Below are 16652 nucleotides of genomic sequence, written 5' to 3'. Positions count from 1 at the left end.
TTGCCCGGATCAGTAGGCGGCGGTGAAGCGGGCGCGGCTCTGCTTGGGGTTCTCCAGCTCGTCGACCATGGCGATGGCGTAGTCGGAGAAGCCGATCTTGCTGTCGCCGTTGGCGTCCACGACCAGTTGGTCGGTCCCGGTGCGATAGCGGCCCAGGCGCGGCGTTTCCTCGATCAGGGCGGCGGGGGAGAAGAAAGTCCAGTCGATGTCCGTTTCCTGACGCAGGTCGTCCAGGAAGGTGATGCCGCCCTTGGCGATGGGCTTCCATTCGGCCGGAAACTGCGGCGTGTCGAACAGGAGGACGCCAGGCGCGACCTCCAGGCTGGCGGCGCCGCCGGTGACGAGCAGGCGCGGGACGCCGGCGGTCTTCAGCGCACCCAGGATCGTCGCGGCGGGAACATCGAAGTGCAGGGCGCTGATGACCGCGTCCGAACCCTTGATCAGGTCGGCGAGCGCGGCGGCGTCCGAGGCGTCGCCGGCGACAGGCGTGACGCCGGTGGCGCTCGGGATCGCCTCAGGCTTGCGGGCGATGGCGGTGACCGTGTGACCGCGCGCGGCCAGTTCCTTGGTGATTTCCGAGCCGGCGCGACCGCTGGCGCCGAGAACTGCGACTTTCATGGAAGGCTCCTTTGGGTATCCAATGGATACCAGGTGCGCTACGGAGTGCGCCCATGCAAGACGGCACCTCTCAGACACCTGGTCACCTTCAAGAAACCTGGCTGCGCGGCGATGTGTTCGCAGCGAACTGTCCGACGCGGCAACTGCTGGACCGGATCGCCGACAAATGGAGCACCCTGATCCTGATCGTGCTGGGCGAGGGGCCGATCCGGTTCAACGCCCTGAAGCAGCGGGTCGATGGGGTGTCGCAGAAGATGCTGAGCCAGACGCTGAAATCGCTGGAGCGCGACGGGCTGGTGTCACGCTCCGTCGTGGCCACCGTGCCGGTGTCGGTGACCTATGCGGTCACGCCGCTGGGCCGAACCCTGATGGCGGCGATGCAGTCGATCATCGACTGGGCCGAGACCCGGATGCCGGAAGTCGCGGCCGCGCAAACGGCCTACGATCAGCGATCCTCCGACGCCCACTGACTTTTTTATCGCGCGCGGCGAACGGCCACGCTCGACCCGCGTTCCTGTCGCGACCTTGAAGGGGGCGACATGTTCGGATTGGGAAAACTGATGGGCGACAAGCCCGGTGCAGGCGGGCACGACCCGTGGAAGGGGCGCCTCGCGTTCGGCGCCATCGTGCTGGTGGCGGCCTATTTCGCGGTCCAGCTGATCGTGACCTTGCAGACGTTGTGGCTGCTGATCTTCGGAGCCATCGTGGTGTCGGTGATCCTGCGCGCCCTGGCCGATCCCATCGTGCGCTGGCTGAAGGCGCCGGATCCGCTGGCCGTCTTCCTGTCGCTGCTGATCGTGATTGCGGTGCTGGCAGGCGTGCTGACCCTGTTCGGAACCCAGATCGCCGAACAGGTCGTGGCCCTGTCGGCCGTGGTGCCGCAAGGGTGGGAGCAGGTCCAGTCGTGGATCCAAGCCCAACCCTATGCCGCGCAGCTGCTGGAACAGTTGCAAGGGCTGGGCGGCCGCGCCGGTCAGGCGCTGCAGGTCGCTCAGAAGTTCGCCTTGGGTCTCGCATCGGGCGTCACCACCCTGGTTCTGGTCGTGGTCGCAGGCGTCTTCCTGGCGATCGAACCCGCCAAGTCGCGCGAGGGGCTGTTGTCCATGCTGCCCATGGATCGGCGGCCGCGGATGCGCGAAGTGCTGAACAGCTGTGGCAAGGCGTTGAAGGGTTGGCTGAAGGCGCAGCTGTTCTCGATGGTCCTGGTCGGGACGCTGACCGGGGTCGGTTTGGCCATCATCGGCGTGCCGTCGGCGCTGGGGCTGGGTCTGCTGACGGGACTGGCGCAGTTCGTGCCGATCGTGGGCCCCATCGTCTCCACCGTGCCGGCTGTGCTGGTCGGCGCCACGCAAGGGTGGCAAACGGCCCTGATGACGCTGGCGCTGTATGTCGTTGTGTCCCAGCTGGAGAGCAACTTCATCACGCCGATGGTGCAGAAGAATGTGGCCAATCTGCCGGTCGTCCTGGGCATTTTCGCCGTCGTGGGCATCGGCACCCTGTTCGGGCCGCTGGGCGTGCTGTTCGCCACGCCGCTGGCGCTGGTGCTGCACACTCTGATCACCATGCTGTATCGTCAGGACGTGCTGGGCGATCCCAAGGCCAAGGCGCCCGGCGAGAAATAAATGGGACCGTCCGTGGTCTGACAACTTGACGCGGGCGTCGCGATCCCGTTTCGAGGGCGGCCGCGACCGGCAGACCTGGAACCAGACGTGAAGATTGGGCGAGCGCCAGCACGAATCGTCAGGACCGCTCACGCGATGGGCGAGGGCTGAGGCGTGGCTCAGGCCCGGTCGAAACGCACCACCCGCTCCGAGACCCGGCAGGTCGCGGCCCTGCCGTGGCGGCTGGAGGACGGCGAGCGTCGCATCCTGATGATCACCTCGCGCGAGACGCGGCGCTGGGTGATCCCCAAGGGCGGGCGTATGGTCGGTAAGAGCGACCCCGAGGCCGCCGCCCAGGAGGCGATGGAAGAGGCGGGGGTCAAGGGCGACATCGACGTCCAGTCCATCGGCGTGTTCCGCTACGTCAAGGGTTTGAAAGACGGCGGCGTGCGCCAGTGCGTGGTGTCGGTCTATCCGCTGGAAGTGCTGATCCAGATGGGCGCCTGGCCCGAAGCACATCAGCGCGAGCGCCGCTGGATGAGCCTAAGTGAGGCGGCGGATCTGGTTCATGAGCCAGACCTGGCCGCGCTGATCCGCGACTTCGACGCCACGCCGCTGGAAGATTGAGCAACCGTCGGTCGAATTCGACTGGCCTGCGGGCCTGAGCCTCCCGATAAGAGGGCGGGGGAGGCCATCATGATCATCACACGCAAACTGGCGCTGGCCGCGTCGCTGGGTCTGGCGCTGGGTCTGAGCGCAACAGGCGCGCACGCGCAGGCGGAGGCTCAGTCCGAAACGGTTGTCGTCACGCGCGTCGAGCCGGCGCCGCAGGATGCCGGCCTGGCGCGCCGCAGCGCCCTGGCGCGCGAACTGATCGACCTGTCCGTCGGCCCGAACTTCATGAAGGAGTTCGAGCGCTTCATGGTCACGCAGATGGGTGAACTGGATAAGAAGGGCGGCGAAGAAGCGATCTGGGTCCGCACCAACATGCCGTCCATGGCGAGCAGAATGATCGAGCGGTTCATGGATGACTTGGCCCCGGTCTACGGCTCCGTCTTCACCGAAGAAGAACTCGTCGCTCAGATCGCATTTTATCGCACGGCAGTAGGTCGCTCTGTCGCAGCCAAGACGATATCCTTGAGCATGGCGTCACAGGAGGTCGAGACCGCAGCGATGACGAACCTTATGGAGGAGTTCGAGAGCAAATACTGCGCCCGGTTCGACTGCGGCGAGGCTGAGCAGACCGGGGCCAAGCCCAGCCGGCGTTAAGCCGGGTTGATTTCCAGCGGCGGCGCCTGTAAGAGCGCCGCTTCCCGTCGGAGGTTCATCTTCTGACGGTCCTGTCCGAGAACTTCGGGGCGTGGGGGTCACCCAGGCCATAACTGTCAGAGAGCCCTCTGACGCCGTGGGGAGATGGGGACGCGACCTTGCGCTGTCAGCCCGCATTCCGGGATGGACGCCGTCAGACGCATCCTTCGGACAATAAGACCGGCCCGACGTTTCGCAGCGATGCGATGCGCTTTGGCCAATCCGGCGCCGGGAATAAGCCCGGCGGCGAATACCAAGACTGGAGACCGCAATGGATCGCGCTCAAAAAGCCGAGTCTATCGAATCGCTCAAGGGCGTTTTCGCCGACGCCGGCAGCGTGGTCGTGACCCACAACCTGGGTCTGACCGTTGCGGAAATGGAAGATCTGCGTGGCCGTCTTCGTAAAGAAGGCGGCGCGTTCAAGGTGGTCAAGAACCGCCTGGCGCTGAAGGCGCTCGAAGCCGAGGAAGGCAGCGACTACCACAACCTGTTCAAGGGTCCCGTGGGCATCGCCTATTCCGAGAACCCCGGTACGGCCGCCAAGGTCGCCACCGAGTTCGCCAAGGGCAACGATCGTTTCAAGATCGTCGGCGGCTTCATGGGCTCGACCATCGTCGACCAGAAGGGCGTGGACGCACTGTCCAAGCTCCCGACGCTCGACGAGGTTCGCGGTCAACTCATCGGCCTGCTCAACGCGCCTGCGACTCGTATCGCCGGCGTGCTGCAAGCACCCGCCGGTCAGCTGGCTCGCGTGTTCAACGCCTACGCCACCAAGGAAGCCGCGTAAGCGGCCCAGCCTTTCATCTCTGCATCACTCTCTAAAACCAATCCTCCGAAGGAAAACTGACAATGGCTGACCTCGCCAAGATCGTCGAAGACCTGTCCGCTCTGACCGTCCTCGAAGCTGCTGAACTCTCCAAGCTGCTGGAAGAAAAGTGGGGCGTCAGCGCCGCTGCTCCGGTCGCCATGGCTGCTCCGGCCGCCGGCGGCGGCGCTCCGGCTGAAGCTGCCGAAGAGCAAACCGAATTCACCGTCGTCCTGGTCGACGGCGGCGACAAGAAGATCAACGTGATCAAGGAAGTCCGCGGCGTCCGTTCGGACCTGGGTCTGAAGGAAGCCAAGGACCTGGTCGAAGGCGCTCCGCAGAACGTCGTCGAGAACGTCTCCAAGCAACAAGCCGACGAAATCGCCAAGAAGCTGACGGAAGCCGGCGCCAAGGTCCAGATCAAGTAAGATCTGACTTTCGGCATTTGCTGAAGATCGGAAAGGCCCGGCGGGAAACCGCCGGGTCTTTTTCTTTTGGGGCCTACCGCGCGGAGCGCTGCTTGAGGCCGATTGATTGGCTATCGTTGGACAGCGGCGAGGCGTCTGGGGGCTCTGGCCTCAGCGCTGCGGGCGGGTGCGGGCGGCGAAGAAGGCCCACAGGGCGTCGTTGTCGGCGACCCAGCTGTGGCCGCCGCCTGAGGTGATGCGGCCCACCACGTCGGCGCCGTCGCGGCAGGCGGCGTAGCCCTCTTCATAGACCTTGTCGGCGATCCAGCGGGTGTCGCGTGCCTGGGTGCAGCCGTTCAACTGGGCCCAGCGCTGTTCGGCGGCATGCATGGTGTAGCTCCAGTAGCCTGCGCCGCCGCCCTGGATCGGATTGGTGGTGTCGGCGTCACCGGCGAAGGCGATGACCGGCATGGGGCGCGAAGGGCGGCAGGTGGCGGGATCCGGCTCCTGCGGGCGGTCCTTTCTGGGATTGCCGGCGCGCAAGCCGACGACCGGGGCGATGGCTGCGAAACGGTCGGCGGCGACACAACCCAGCCAGGACGCCATCCGCCCGCCGCCCGACAGGCCCGTCGCATAGACGCGGCCGTCATCGACGCAGCCCTGGTCGGCCAGATAATCGATGGCTCCCGTCAGATAGGCGACATCGTCCGCATCGCCGGGACCGGGGACGGCGCCGGTGACGGTCGGCACGCCGGGGATGTTCCAGACGAAACCCTGATCGATCGGAATCCCGGCGTCGGGCGCGGCGACGATGAAGCCGTGCCGATCCGCCGCCTCAGCCAGGCCGGAAGACGCCAGCATCTTCTCTCCCGTGCCGCCGCTGCCGTGAAGCAGGAAGACCAGAGGCGCCGGCTTTGCAGGGTCGAAACCATCAGGCAGGTGGATCCGCATTGTGCGTCCAGTGCGGCCGATGGCGACGGCCTGGGTCGCGCCCGCCTGTCCGATGTTGCAGGGGCCGGCCGCGTGCGCGGACGGGCTGAAGATCATCAGGCCCATCAGGGCGGCGAACAGACCGAACCAAGGCTTCATGCGACGTCGTCTCCGCTGATCGAAGCCGGCAGGTTGGGGTGTTTTCGGCATCGAGGCCAGTCTTGAGCGGCGCCGTGCGGCTTCCCATCTGTGGACACCCCAAGACGGAGCCATCCCCTATGAAAATTCTGTTGGTGCTGACGTCGCACGATCAACTCGGCGACACGGGCAAGAAGACCGGCTTCTGGCTGGAAGAACTGGCGGCGCCCTATTACGCGCTGAAGGATGCGGGCGCGGAGATCGTGCTGGCCTCGCCCAAGGGCGGTCAGCCGCCGCTGGACCCCAAGAGCGACGACCCCGACGCCCAGACCGACGACACGCGCCGGTTCAAGGCCGACCCCGAAGCCCAGGCCGCCCTGGCCTCGACCGTCGTCCTGGCGTCGGTGAAGGCCGAGGATTTCGACGCCGTCTTCTATCCCGGCGGCCACGGACCGCTGTGGGACCTGGCGAACGACGCCGACTCCATCGCCCTGATCGAGGCCTTCGCCAAGGCCGACAAGCCGACCGGCTTCGTCTGTCATGCGCCCGGCGTGCTGAAGTCCGTGAACGGGCCGGACGGCAAGCCGCTGGTCAACGGCCGCAAGGTGACCGGCTTCACCAACTCTGAAGAGGAGGCCGTGGGCCTGACCGACGTGGTGCCGTTCCTGGTCGAGAACGTGCTGACCGCCAACGGCGGCGACTACTCCAAGGGGCCGGACTGGGGCTCCTATGTGCTGACCGACGGCAAGCTGGTGACCGGGCAGAACCCCGGCTCGTCGCACGCGGCGGCCGAGGCGCTGCTGAAGCTGTTGAAGTAAGGGGGGTGTCTCCTCCCCGCGAGGCGGGGAGGAGACGCCTTCAGCGCCGTCGAGGCGCGAGGATGTCGGACAGGCGATCCGGCGCGCCCTCGATCCGCTCCAGGCGGGGGTAACGCAGGCCGTCGTGATAGGCGAAGGCCACCGTGCGGAAGCGATCGCCGGACTTCAGCAACAGTTCGATCGGGGCGTCGGTCCCTTTCGCCGCCGTGACGGCGTCACGCAACACCTCGGCCGAGCCGGCCTTGCCGTTGACGGCGACCAAGCTCCAGCCGGCGCCGAGGCCTTGCTCGAAGGCGGGCCCGCCCCAGCGGATGTTGGTCAGCTTGTCGCCCGACAGGGTGAAGCCCAGCGAATATTGGAAGTCGTTGGCCCAGCCGCTCTGGACCGACTTCTCCGCCACCGACGGCGTGTCGGTGTAGGTCAGTCGCCAGCCGCCACGCTCGATCCCGGCCAGCGGCGCCCTGGCGTCGGGGCCGACGGCGTCGAGGCGGGTGCGCAGGAAGGCGGCCCAAGCGTGCGGATAGACGGCGTTCAGGGCCGCGACGACATCTTCGAAGGTGTAGCCCTGAGGCGCCCATTCGCCGTCGTCGTGACCGAAGAAGCCCTTGGCGAAATCATCCAGCGACTTACGGCCGTTGGTGCCCTCGCGGATCAGGGTGTCGGCGTCCAGCCAGACCAGCAGGCTTTCGCGGTAGTAGTCGCCGGTGCCGCGCATCCATGAGGTGAACTGGCCCGGCACGCGATAGCCCAGCAGATTGTGATTGTTGGTGTCCTGCAAGGCGCGCCACTGGCGGCCCGGCTGGTTGTCATAGAAGGCGGCGACGCTGGCGAGGGTCGCCAGGGCCACGTCCTTGGAATGCAGGCCGGAACGGGCGGCCAGTACGTCGCCCCAATATTCGGTTTGGCCCTCATACACCCACAGCAGGGTGTTCTGAGTCGGGACGTTGTGGTTGGCGGTCAGCTCGTCCGCCGGACGCATGAACTTGCCGTTCCAGGAGTGGGTGTATTCGTGCGGCAGCAGGCCCCGGTCGCCGGCGCTCTTGGTCCAGTTGGTGAAGAAGTCGGGCGCGCCGGTGTTCTCGGACGAGCGATGATGCTCCAGCCCGATGCCGCCCATCTGATCCGTCAGGGCGAACAGGAATTCGTAGTTGTCGAAGTGGCGGGCGCCGAACAGGCGGTCGGCCTGCTGGACCATGTTCTCGAACAGTTTCAGCTGGTCGTCGGTGGCGGCCAGACCCTTGGCCTCGTCGGCCAGGATGTTCAGGTGGACCCTTGATTCAGACGGGGCGCCGCTGGGGTCGATGTCCACGCGGCGATAATGGGCGCCGGCGAAGATGGGGCTGTCGATCAGGGTGTAGAGGTCGGTCGGGGCGAAGGTCGCCACGTCGCCGTCCTGAGACGCCGTGGTCAGGGCCGTGCCGTATTTCCAGCCGGCGGGCAGGACCACCGAGGGGGCGACCCGGATCTGGCGGCTGAAATAGCCGGCCGGATAGAGGATGGCCTTCTCCCACTGCAGATTGACCATGGCCGGGGTCATCAGCACGCGCCAGTTGGAGGCGTCGGGTTGGGTCAGCTGCTGGAACTGCACCTCGATGCTGGTCACGCCCGCCGGAATGTCGAGGTGGAAGGCGTAAGGGTCCAGCGTGTCGCGCAGCCACTCGATGCGTCGGCCGTCGGCGGTGACGGTCAGGCCGGCCAACAGCTGGATCGGGCCGGTGGCGGCGTGGTTGCCGGGCAGGAACTTCGGATAGAGCAGCGTCAGCGGGCCAGGACCGGCGACCGGTATGGTCTGGCTGACGCGGATGATGCGGCGGTCCAGGTCGGTGATGTCGGCGCGGTATTGGATCACGCCCGGATATGGCTTGTCCTGCGGCGCCGGGATGGCCGGCTGGGCGCGGGGCAGGGCCAGCGGCGCCTGGGTCGCCTCGGTGACGACCGGAGTGGACTGGAAGGTCTGAGCTATCGCGGGAGCGGATGCGGCCGTCATCAGGACGGAGAGGCAGAAGGCGGTCAGGCGGGTGCGCGGCATTCGGTCATCCACATCGGCAGGGGAGCCGCACCGTCGGGGGCGAGGGGCGATGCGTCAAGGGACAGATGGCCGCGACCCTGACCCCTCTCCCGTTGGGAGAGGGCTTGAGCGCACGACGGCGAAGCCGGCGTTCTGGCGCGAAAGGGTGAGGGTCGGGTGCGCGAGTCGGCCCGCCATCCGACCCTCATCCGACCCCTTCGGGGCCACCTTCTCCCAACGGGAGAAGGGCAGTAACTCAGCGCCGACGCGGCGTCAGGATGTCGCCTAGGCGGTCGGGCGTGCCGGGGATGCGTTCCAGGCGGGGGTAGCGCAGACCGTCGTGGTAGTCGAAGACGACGGTGCGGTATTGCTCGTCATCCTTGACGATCAAGGTGACGGGCGTCGACGGATCCTTGGCTGCGGTGACGGCGTCGGTCAGGCGTTCGGCGCTGGCGGCCTGCCCGTTGACGGCGACGATCTCCATCCCGGCGGCCAGGCCCGACTTGAAGGCCAGGCCGTTCCACTGGACGCTGCGAATCCTGTTGCCCTCGCCGGTCTGGAAGCCCAGCGAATAGGTGAAGTCGTTGCGTTTCAGCTCGGCATACAGGGTCTTCATATAATCGGTGGGCTTGTCCGAATAGGCCAGCCGCCAGCCGCCGCGCGCCAGACCGTCCAGCGGGGCGCGGGCCTCGGGGCCGTCGGCGTCCAGTCGGGTACGCAGGAAGGTCGCCCAGTCATTGGCGACGACGCCGTTCAGGGCCGCGACCACATCCTCGAACGTATAGGGAGCGGGCGTATAGCTGCCGTCCTGGACGCCGTAGAAGGCGCGGGCGAAGTCGTCGAGCGACTTCCTGCCGCCGGTCTTTTCGCGGATCGTCGTGTCGACGTCGAGCCAGATCAACTGGCCCTCGGAATAGTAGTCCTCGTCGCGTTGCCACGACAGCCAGCCCTTGGGCTGGCGCTGGCTGATGATGGGGTCGTTGGTCGTGTCCTGCATCGCGCGCCATTCGCGGCCGACGCGCGTGTCGAAGGTCGCGGCGGTCATGGCCAGGGCGTCCATCGCCTGTTGCTTGCTGAGCAGGCCCGAGCGGGCGGCGATCACTTGGCCATAGTACTGCGTCTGGCCTTCATAGACCCACAGCAGGCTGTTCTGCAGGGGGCTGTTGAAGTTGGGCACATACTGGTCGGCGGGGCGGCGCCATTTGCCGTCCCAGGAGTGGTTCATTTCGTGGCTGAGCAGGTCACGGTCGGACAGATGGGTATCCCAGCCGGTGAAGAAGGCGGGATCGACCGAGTTTTCCGAACTGCGGTGATGCTCCAGCCCGATGCCGCCCAGCTTGTCCGTCATGGCGATCAGGAAGTCGTAGTGGTCGAAATGGCGCGCGCCATACAGGCGGTCCATCTGGGCGACCAGATTGCGCAGGATCTGGATCTGCTCGTCCGTCGCGTTCAGGCTGTCGGCCTTGTCGGCGACGATGTTGGCGCGAACGGGCGAGCGGCCGCCGGGATCGAGGTCGATCTGGCGATAGTGGACGCCGGCGAAGACCGGGCTGTCGATCAACACCTCCAGATTGACGGGCTTGAACGTCTGGACGTCGCCGGCCTTGCTGTCGGGCTCCAGCGCCGTGCCGAACTGCCAGCCAGCGGGGAATTTGACCGTGGGCTGGACCGTGATGTTCCGCGACCAGTGGCCGGCGGGATAGAGCAGCATCTTCTCCCACTGGATGTTCAGCATCTCGGGCGTCATCGTGATGCGGCCCTGATTGCCGGTCGTCGGCGACAGGTGCTGCAGGGTGATGTCCAGCGTCGTCGCACCGGCCGGGACGACCACGTGGTAGGCGAAGGGATGCAGGGTGTCGCGGACCCACTGCACGCGCTGGCCGTTCGCGGTGATCTCGATGCCGGCCAGCTGCGCGATGGGGCCGACGGGGCCGTGGTTGCCCGGCAGCCATTCGGGGAAGAACAGGGTCATCGGTCCCGCCTGGGCGACCGGGATCGTTTCCTTCACCGCAAAGATGTGCTGGGCCAGATTGGTGACATCGACGTCCAGGGTGATGACGCCGGGATAGGCGACGTCCCGCGCGTCCGGAATCGCAGGCAGGGGCGCGGGCAGGGCGGGCGGTGTGGTCGAGGCCTGCTGCGCCAGGGCGGCCGGGGCGGTCGAGACGAGCAGAAGAGCGAGGCCGAGAGGGGCGGCGCGCAGGCAAGAACGGATCATCGAATACTCTTCAGGCGACTGGGGGAGCCGCGACAGTCCGACGCAGGGGGCGGGGCGTCAAGCGTCAGCGCTGATCCGAAATTGCACTGCACCCCGAAAACGCGTGCAAAATGCAAGGAGGTGCAATTTCGATCAGTCTTCTTCCATCGGACGCAGGGGCGGCGTGGTGGGCAGGTTGTGCTGTCGTTTCGGGTCGTTGGCCATGCCCCGGTAGTAGCGCACAGCATGGTCGTCGATCTTGGCGATGGCCTCCAGATCCTTGTGCAGCCGGGACCAGCCCCGCGCCTCGATCAGCTTGCCGTCGATCATCGCCCGTGAAGCATTGGCCCAGGCCAGACGCGCCATGTCGGCGGCGTTGCAGGGCAGGCGCTGGTCGATGGCGTCCAACTCATAGGCGTCGAGCGGTTCGAAAACCGCGCCGTGCGGCTGGTCCGATCGGCGCCAGCCCTCCGTGCGAGCGCGCCAACGGAAGGTCGACAGACTGAGACCGTGGCGCGCGCAGACCTCCTGGGCGAACCCCCCGGCGAGATAGTCTTTGCGGGCGGCGGCCCAGGTTGCGGCGGACCGTCGGGTCCAGTCGGGCGAGTTTGGATTGGGATCGGAGATGTCATCGGTCATGCCGCCCATGATGCGGGCGGCGTCGGGTATGGCCGGAACAATGACGCTTCGAGCGCATAAGCCGTTGAATAGGCAGCGGTCAGGATGTCGAAATAGGATGGAGCGCGGGCGCCAGCCATCCTGTTTCGGTCTTCAGCTTGGCTTGACGTCCAGCAGTTCGACAGAGAAGCGCAGGGTGGAATTGGGGGGCAGTTCGTCGCCGCCGACCCAGCGCGAGCCGTAGCCCAGCGAGGCGGGGATGACGAACTCGTAGATCTCTCCGACGCGCATCAGGGCCACGCCCTCGGTCCAGCCCTTGATGACGCGGTTCAGCGGAAACTCGGCCGGTTCGTTGCGGGCGTAGGAACTGTCGAACTCGCGCCCGTCGATGAAGGTCCCGCGATAGTGGACCTTGACCGTGTCGGTCGCCTTGGGCTGAGCGCCCTCGGGGTGGGCCTTGCCGACGCGGCGATATTGCAGGCCGCTTTCGGTGGTGGTCCAGCCGCGTCGGGCGCCGTTCCAGGCGAGGTAGGCGGTGTTGCCGGCGTCCCAGGCCTGCTGCGGCGTCAAGGCGCCCTGGCCGTTGACCTGATCCGCGGCGCGCGCAGCGGCCGAAGCCGTCTCGGCATAGGTCACCGGCTCGCGGTGGGTGGCGCAGGCGGAGAGGGCGAGAGCGGCGAGAAGGGGCAGGGCGATCCGTGTCATAAGGCGACGCTAGATCAGCCCATCGTCGCTCGCAACGAGATTGCTCGGCTCTGTCGAAAAGGTTCCCGGGGCCTTTATTTCGTCGCGAATGCGCGTATATGTGCGCGCTCCGCAACACTCCATATGAGTCTGCGCGCAAGCGCCGAGGCCCGGTCCGTCGCCCTCCGACCGAGCGAAGGCGCGGCTCCTTCCCAGGGAGCCGGTCCATTTCAGGCGTCCTGGCCCGGCAGCGGGCCGAGGGTGGATGCCGAAACCCTGGCTGCGGACGCGGAAACGCGCGCCGTGGCTGCTGCATTTCACGCACGTCTTCCCCGGGGCGTGCGCCATGGGAAATACTGAATGACTGACGTCGCCCACGATCTCGCCATCAACGGTCAGATCGCTTCCGCCACCTCGTTCACCGGCAAGAAGCGCATCCGCAAATCCTTCGGGCGTATCCCCGAAGCGATCGCGATGCCGAACCTGATCGAGGTTCAGCGCGCCTCCTACGAACAGTTCCTGCAGCGCGAGGTCCGTCCGGGCCAGCGCAAGGAGCAGGGCATCGAGGCGGTCTTCAAGTCGGTGTTCCCGATCAAGGACTTCAACGAGCGCGCCATCCTGGAATACGTCTCGTACGAGTTCGAAGAGCCGAAGTACGACGTCGAGGAGTGCATTCAGCGCGACATGACCTATGCCGCGCCGCTGAAGGTCAAGCTGCGCCTGATCGTGTTCGAAACCGACGAGGAAACGGGAGCCCGTTCGGTCAAGGACATCAAGGAGCAGGACGTCTACATGGGCGACATCCCGCTCATGACGGACAAGGGCACCTTCATCGTCAACGGCACCGAGCGCGTGATCGTCTCGCAGATGCACCGTTCGCCGGGCGTCTTCTTCGACCACGACAAGGGCAAGACGCACAGCTCGGGCAAGCTGCTGTTCGCCGCCCGCGTGATCCCCTACCGCGGCTCGTGGCTCGACTTCGAGTTCGACGCCAAGGACGTGGTCTATGTGCGCATCGACCGCCGCCGCAAGCTGCCCGCCACGACCTTCCTGATGGGTCTGGGCATGGACGGCGAGGAAATCCTAAAGACCTTCTACGAGACCGTGCCTTACGAGAAGCGCGGCGAAGGCTGGGTCACGCCCTACAAGGCCGAGCGCTGGCGCGGGGTTAAGCCGGAGTTCGACCTGATCGACGCCGACACCGGCGAAGTGGTCGCCCAGGCCGGTCAGAAGATCAGCGCCCGCGCCGCCAAGAAGCTGGGCGAGACGACGACCTCGCTGTCGCTGGCCGCCGACGCCCTAGTCACCAAATATCTGGCCAATGACGCCGTCAACTTCGAGACCGGCGAAATCTACGCCGAGGCCGGCGACGAACTGGACGCCCCGACCATCGAAGTGCTGGAGCAAAACGGCTTCACCACCATCGAAGTGCTGGACATCGACCACGTCACGGTCGGCGCCTACATGCGCAACACCCTGCGCGTGGACAAGAACGACAACCGCGAGGACGCCCTGTTCGACGTCTATCGCGTGATGCGTCCGGGCGAGCCGCCCACCCCGGAAGCCGCCGAGGCCATGTTCAACTCGCTGTTCTTCGACAGCGAACGCTACGACCTGTCGGCCGTCGGCCGGGTCAAGATGAACATGCGTCTGGAAAGCCCCGAGGTCTCCGACGAGATCCGCGTCCTGCGCAAGGAAGACGTGCTGAAGGTGCTGCAGATCCTGGTCGGCCTGAAGGACGGCCGCGGCGAGATCGACGACATCGACAACCTGGGCAACCGTCGGGTCCGTTCGGTCGGCGAGCTGCTGGAGAACCAGTACCGCGTCGGTCTGCTGCGCATGGAGCGCGCCATCAAGGAGCGCATGTCCTCGGTCGATATCGACACGGTCATGCCGCACGACCTGATCAACGCCAAGCCGGCCGCCGCCGCGGTTCGCGAGTTCTTCGGTTCGTCGCAGCTGTCGCAGTTCATGGACCAGACGAACCCGCTGTCGGAAATCACCCACAAGCGTCGTCTGTCGGCGCTCGGCCCGGGCGGTCTGACGCGTGAGCGCGCGGGCTTCGAAGTCCGCGACGTGCACCCGACCCACTACGGCCGCATCTGCCCGATCGAAACGCCGGAAGGCCCGAACATCGGCCTGATCAACTCGCTGGCCACCCACGCGCGCGTCAACAAGTACGGCTTCATCGAGAGCCCGTACCGTCGCGTGAAGGACGGCCAGGCCCAGGGCGAGGTGGTCTACATCTCGGCCATGGAAGAGTCGAAGTACACGATCGCTCAGGCCAACATCGAACTGAAGAACGGTCAGATCGTCGAGGACCTGGTCCCCGGCCGGATCAACGGTGAATCCCAGCTCCTGAACAAGGACGCCGTGGACATGATGGACGTGTCGCCGAAACAGGTCGTTTCGGTCGCCGCCGCCCTGATCCCGTTCCTGGAAAACGACGACGCCAACCGCGCGCTGATGGGCGCCAACATGCAACGTCAGGCCGTGCCTCTGGTGCAGTCGGACGCGCCGCTGGTCGGCACCGGCATGGAAGCGGTCGTGGCCGTGGACTCCGGCGCCGTCGTGGTCGCCCGTCGTGACGGCGTTGTCGAACAGATCGACGGCACCCGGATCGTCGTGCGCGCCACCGGCGATGTGGACGCCGCTCGCTCGGGCGTCGACATCTACCGCCTGTCGAAGTTCCAGCGTTCGAACCAGTCGACCTGCATCAACCAGCGCCCGATCGTGCGCGTGGGCGATCAGGTGAAGGGCGGCGACGTCATCGCCGACGGCCCGTCGACGGACCTGGGCGAACTGGCTCTGGGCCGCAACGCCCTGGTCGCCTTCATGCCCTGGAACGGCTACAACTTCGAAGACTCCATCCTGATCTCCGAGCGCATCGTGCGCGACGACGTCTTCACCTCGATCCACCTGGAAGAGTTCGAAGTCGCCGCCCGCGATACGAAGCTTGGCCCTGAGGAAATCACGCGCGACATCCCCAACGTCGGCGAGGAAGCCCTGCGGAACCTCGACGAAGCGGGCATCGTGGCCATCGGCGCCGAGGTTCAGCCGGGCGACATCCTGGTCGGCAAGGTGACGCCGAAGGGCGAGTCGCCCATGACGCCGGAAGAGAAGCTGCTGCGCGCCATCTTCGGCGAGAAGGCTTCGGACGTACGCGACACCTCCCTGCGCCTGCCGCCCGGCGTCGCCGGCACGATCGTGGACGTTCGCGTCTTCAACCGTCACGGCGTCGACAAGGACGAGCGCGCCATGGCGATCGAGCGCGCCGAGATCGAACGTCTGGGCAAGGACCGCGACGACGAGCTCAAGATCCTGGAGCGCAACGTCTATGGCCGCCTGAAGCCGCTGATCGTCGGCAAGAACGCCGTGTCGGGGCCCAAGGGCATCGGCCGCGGCGAACTGACCGAAGAGAAGCTGGCCGAGGTCAGCCGCGGTCTGTGGTGGCAGATCGCCCTGGACGACGAAAAGGCCATGGGCGAGCTGGAAGCGATGAAGCGCCAGTTCGAGGACGCTCGCAAGCAACTGGACCGTCGTTTCGAAGACAAGGTCGAGAAGCTGCAACGCGGCGACGAACTGCCCCCCGGCGTGATGAAGATGGTCAAGGTCTTCGTGGCCGTGAAGCGCAAGCTTCAGCCCGGCGACAAGATGGCCGGCCGTCACGGCAACAAGGGCGTCATCTCCAAGATCCTGCCGATCGAGGACATGCCGCACCTGGAAGACGGCACGCACGTCGACGTCGTTCTGAACCCGCTGGGCGTGCCGTCGCGCATGAACATCGGCCAGATCTTCGAGACCCACCTGGGTTGGGCCGCCGCCGGTCTGGGCAAGCAGATCTCCGGTCTGCTGGAAGCCTGGCAAGGGGGTGGTCAGAAGCAGGCTCTGGTCGAGCGTTTGACCGAAATCTACGGGCCGGAAACCCCGCTGCCGGAAGATGAGGAAGAACTGGTCGAACTGGCGAAGAACCTGTCCAAGGGCGTGCCCTTCGCGACCCCGGTCTTCGACGGCGCCCACATCAGCGACATCGAGCGTCTGCTGGAAGAGGCGGGGCTGAACAAGTCGGCCCAGTCGATCCTGTACGACGGCCAGACCGGCGAGCAGTTCAAGCGTCCGGTCACGGTCGGCTACATCTACATGCTGAAGCTGCACCACCTGGTCGACGACAAGATCCACGCCCGCTCCATCGGCCCGTACTCGCTGGTCACCCAGCAGCCGCTGGGCGGCAAGGCGCAGTTCGGCGGTCAGCGCTTCGGGGAAATGGAGGTCTGGGCTCTGGAAGCTTACGGCGCCGCCTACACCCTGCAGGAGATGCTGACGGTGAAGTCCGACGACGTGGCCGGCCGGACCAAGGTCTACGAGGCCATCGTCCGTGGCGACGACAGCTTCGAGGCCGGCATTCCCGAGAGCTTCAACGTGCTCATCAAGGAAATGCGTTCGCTGGGTCTGAACGTGGAGCTGGGGAATTCGTGAGGCGTGACGCGTGAGTCGTGACCGGGCCGATGCTCGTCACGACT

At 66.2% G+C, this 16652-nt stretch carries 14 protein-coding genes; 8 read left to right on the top strand and 6 right to left on the bottom strand.

The genetic code is table 11. The features are described 5' to 3' along the window. Positions 1 to 9 precede the first annotated feature (9 nt). Positions 10 to 618 carry an NAD(P)-dependent oxidoreductase gene (locus ABIB58_RS07995; RefSeq protein WP_045810708.1) on the bottom strand — a complete coding sequence of 203 codons (609 nt, stop codon included), beginning with the start codon at positions 616 to 618 and terminating at the stop codon, positions 10 to 12. 53 nt (positions 619 to 671) lie between these two features. On the opposite strand from ABIB58_RS07995, the gene ABIB58_RS07990 reads away from it, so the two are divergent. From ABIB58_RS07990 to rplL, 6 genes are all read left to right on the top strand, one after another. Beyond that, a complete protein-coding gene (locus ABIB58_RS07990) occupies positions 672 to 1088 on the top strand; it encodes a winged helix-turn-helix transcriptional regulator (protein WP_045810709.1) in 417 nt (138 codons plus the stop codon). Between the two features lie 90 nt (positions 1089 to 1178). Beyond that, the gene (locus ABIB58_RS07985) at positions 1179 to 2240 is read left to right on the top strand and encodes an AI-2E family transporter (RefSeq protein ID WP_197071021.1); all 1062 of its coding nucleotides are present in this window, start codon (positions 1179 to 1181) and stop codon (positions 2238 to 2240) included. Positions 2241 to 2393: 153 nt separating this feature from the next. After that, a complete protein-coding gene (locus tag ABIB58_RS07980; RefSeq protein ID WP_045810710.1) occupies positions 2394 to 2846 on the top strand; it encodes an NUDIX hydrolase in 453 nt (150 codons plus the stop codon). Positions 2847 to 2915: 69 nt separating this feature from the next. Then, on the top strand, positions 2916 to 3488 hold the full coding sequence (locus ABIB58_RS07975; RefSeq protein ID WP_045810711.1) for a DUF2059 domain-containing protein: 573 nt from the start codon (positions 2916 to 2918) through the stop codon (positions 3486 to 3488). A gap of 310 nt (positions 3489 to 3798) precedes the next feature. Then, positions 3799 to 4314, top strand: a complete 516-nt coding sequence (gene rplJ, locus ABIB58_RS07970) for a 50S ribosomal protein L10 (protein ID WP_045810712.1) — start codon at positions 3799 to 3801, stop codon at positions 4312 to 4314. A 62-nt stretch (positions 4315 to 4376) separates the two neighbouring features. Beyond that, a complete protein-coding gene (rplL, locus tag ABIB58_RS07965) occupies positions 4377 to 4760 on the top strand; it encodes a 50S ribosomal protein L7/L12 (protein ID WP_039248437.1) in 384 nt (127 codons plus the stop codon). Between the two features lie 150 nt (positions 4761 to 4910). Here rplL and ABIB58_RS07960 read toward each other — a convergent pair whose 3' ends face one another. After that, complete coding sequence (locus ABIB58_RS07960; RefSeq protein WP_045810713.1) at positions 4911 to 5828, bottom strand: CE1 family esterase; 918 nt, start codon at positions 5826 to 5828, stop codon at positions 4911 to 4913. 119 nt (positions 5829 to 5947) lie between these two features. Between ABIB58_RS07960 and ABIB58_RS07955 the strand changes: the two genes are divergently transcribed. Continuing rightward, positions 5948 to 6625, top strand: coding sequence for a type 1 glutamine amidotransferase domain-containing protein (locus ABIB58_RS07955; protein WP_045810714.1), 678 nt, complete (start codon positions 5948 to 5950; stop codon positions 6623 to 6625). Positions 6626 to 6665: 40 nt separating this feature from the next. On the opposite strand, the gene ABIB58_RS07950 is transcribed toward ABIB58_RS07955, so the two are convergent. The 4 genes from ABIB58_RS07950 to ABIB58_RS07935 form a co-directional block, all read right to left on the bottom strand. Further along, on the bottom strand, positions 6666 to 8654 hold the full coding sequence (locus ABIB58_RS07950; RefSeq protein ID WP_185223957.1) for a M61 family metallopeptidase: 1989 nt from the start codon (positions 8652 to 8654) through the stop codon (positions 6666 to 6668). A 235-nt stretch (positions 8655 to 8889) separates the two neighbouring features. Then, positions 8890 to 10851, bottom strand: coding sequence for a M61 family metallopeptidase (locus ABIB58_RS07945; protein ID WP_354040174.1), 1962 nt, complete (start codon positions 10849 to 10851; stop codon positions 8890 to 8892). Positions 10852 to 10983: 132 nt separating this feature from the next. Next, a complete protein-coding gene (locus tag ABIB58_RS07940) occupies positions 10984 to 11469 on the bottom strand; it encodes a hypothetical protein (protein WP_137721394.1) in 486 nt (161 codons plus the stop codon). A gap of 132 nt (positions 11470 to 11601) precedes the next feature. Further along, positions 11602 to 12153 carry an FKBP-type peptidyl-prolyl cis-trans isomerase gene (locus ABIB58_RS07935; protein WP_045810717.1) on the bottom strand — a complete coding sequence of 184 codons (552 nt, stop codon included), beginning with the start codon at positions 12151 to 12153 and terminating at the stop codon, positions 11602 to 11604. Positions 12154 to 12492: 339 nt separating this feature from the next. Between ABIB58_RS07935 and rpoB the strand changes: the two genes are divergently transcribed. Next, a complete protein-coding gene (gene rpoB / locus ABIB58_RS07930) occupies positions 12493 to 16608 on the top strand; it encodes a DNA-directed RNA polymerase subunit beta (RefSeq protein ID WP_045810718.1) in 4116 nt (1371 codons plus the stop codon). Positions 16609 to 16652: the final 44 nt, after the last annotated feature.

Source organism: Brevundimonas sp. UYEF29 (assembly GCF_040546195.1).
Lineage (GTDB): Bacteria > Pseudomonadota > Alphaproteobacteria > Caulobacterales > Caulobacteraceae > Brevundimonas > Brevundimonas huaxiensis.
The sequence above is the reverse complement of the archived record's forward strand: the minus strand, read 5'-3'. Positions and strand labels throughout refer to the sequence as shown.

Excerpts from the sequence above, each read along its gene's own strand:
- ABIB58_RS07995 (WP_045810708.1), bottom strand. The coding sequence starts at position 618 with ATGAAAGTCGCAGTTCTCGGCGCCAGCGGTCGCGCCGGCTCGGAAATC.
- ABIB58_RS07990 (WP_045810709.1), top strand. The coding sequence starts at position 672 with ATGCAAGACGGCACCTCTCAGACACCTGGTCACCTTCAAGAAACCTGG.
- ABIB58_RS07985 (WP_197071021.1), top strand. The coding sequence starts at position 1,179 with ATGGGCGACAAGCCCGGTGCAGGCGGGCACGACCCGTGGAAGGGGCGC.
- ABIB58_RS07975 (WP_045810711.1), top strand. The coding sequence starts at position 2,916 with ATGATCATCACACGCAAACTGGCGCTGGCCGCGTCGCTGGGTCTGGCG.
- rplJ (WP_045810712.1), top strand. The coding sequence starts at position 3,799 with ATGGATCGCGCTCAAAAAGCCGAGTCTATCGAATCGCTCAAGGGCGTT.
- rplL (WP_039248437.1), top strand. The coding sequence starts at position 4,377 with ATGGCTGACCTCGCCAAGATCGTCGAAGACCTGTCCGCTCTGACCGTC.
- ABIB58_RS07960 (WP_045810713.1), bottom strand. The coding sequence starts at position 5,828 with ATGAAGCCTTGGTTCGGTCTGTTCGCCGCCCTGATGGGCCTGATGATC.
- ABIB58_RS07955 (WP_045810714.1), top strand. The coding sequence starts at position 5,948 with ATGAAAATTCTGTTGGTGCTGACGTCGCACGATCAACTCGGCGACACG.
- ABIB58_RS07950 (WP_185223957.1), bottom strand. The coding sequence starts at position 8,654 with ATGCCGCGCACCCGCCTGACCGCCTTCTGCCTCTCCGTCCTGATGACG.
- ABIB58_RS07945 (WP_354040174.1), bottom strand. The coding sequence starts at position 10,851 with ATGATCCGTTCTTGCCTGCGCGCCGCCCCTCTCGGCCTCGCTCTTCTG.
- ABIB58_RS07940 (WP_137721394.1), bottom strand. The coding sequence starts at position 11,469 with ATGACCGATGACATCTCCGATCCCAATCCAAACTCGCCCGACTGGACC.
- ABIB58_RS07935 (WP_045810717.1), bottom strand. The coding sequence starts at position 12,153 with ATGACACGGATCGCCCTGCCCCTTCTCGCCGCTCTCGCCCTCTCCGCC.
- rpoB (WP_045810718.1), top strand. The coding sequence starts at position 12,493 with ATGACTGACGTCGCCCACGATCTCGCCATCAACGGTCAGATCGCTTCC.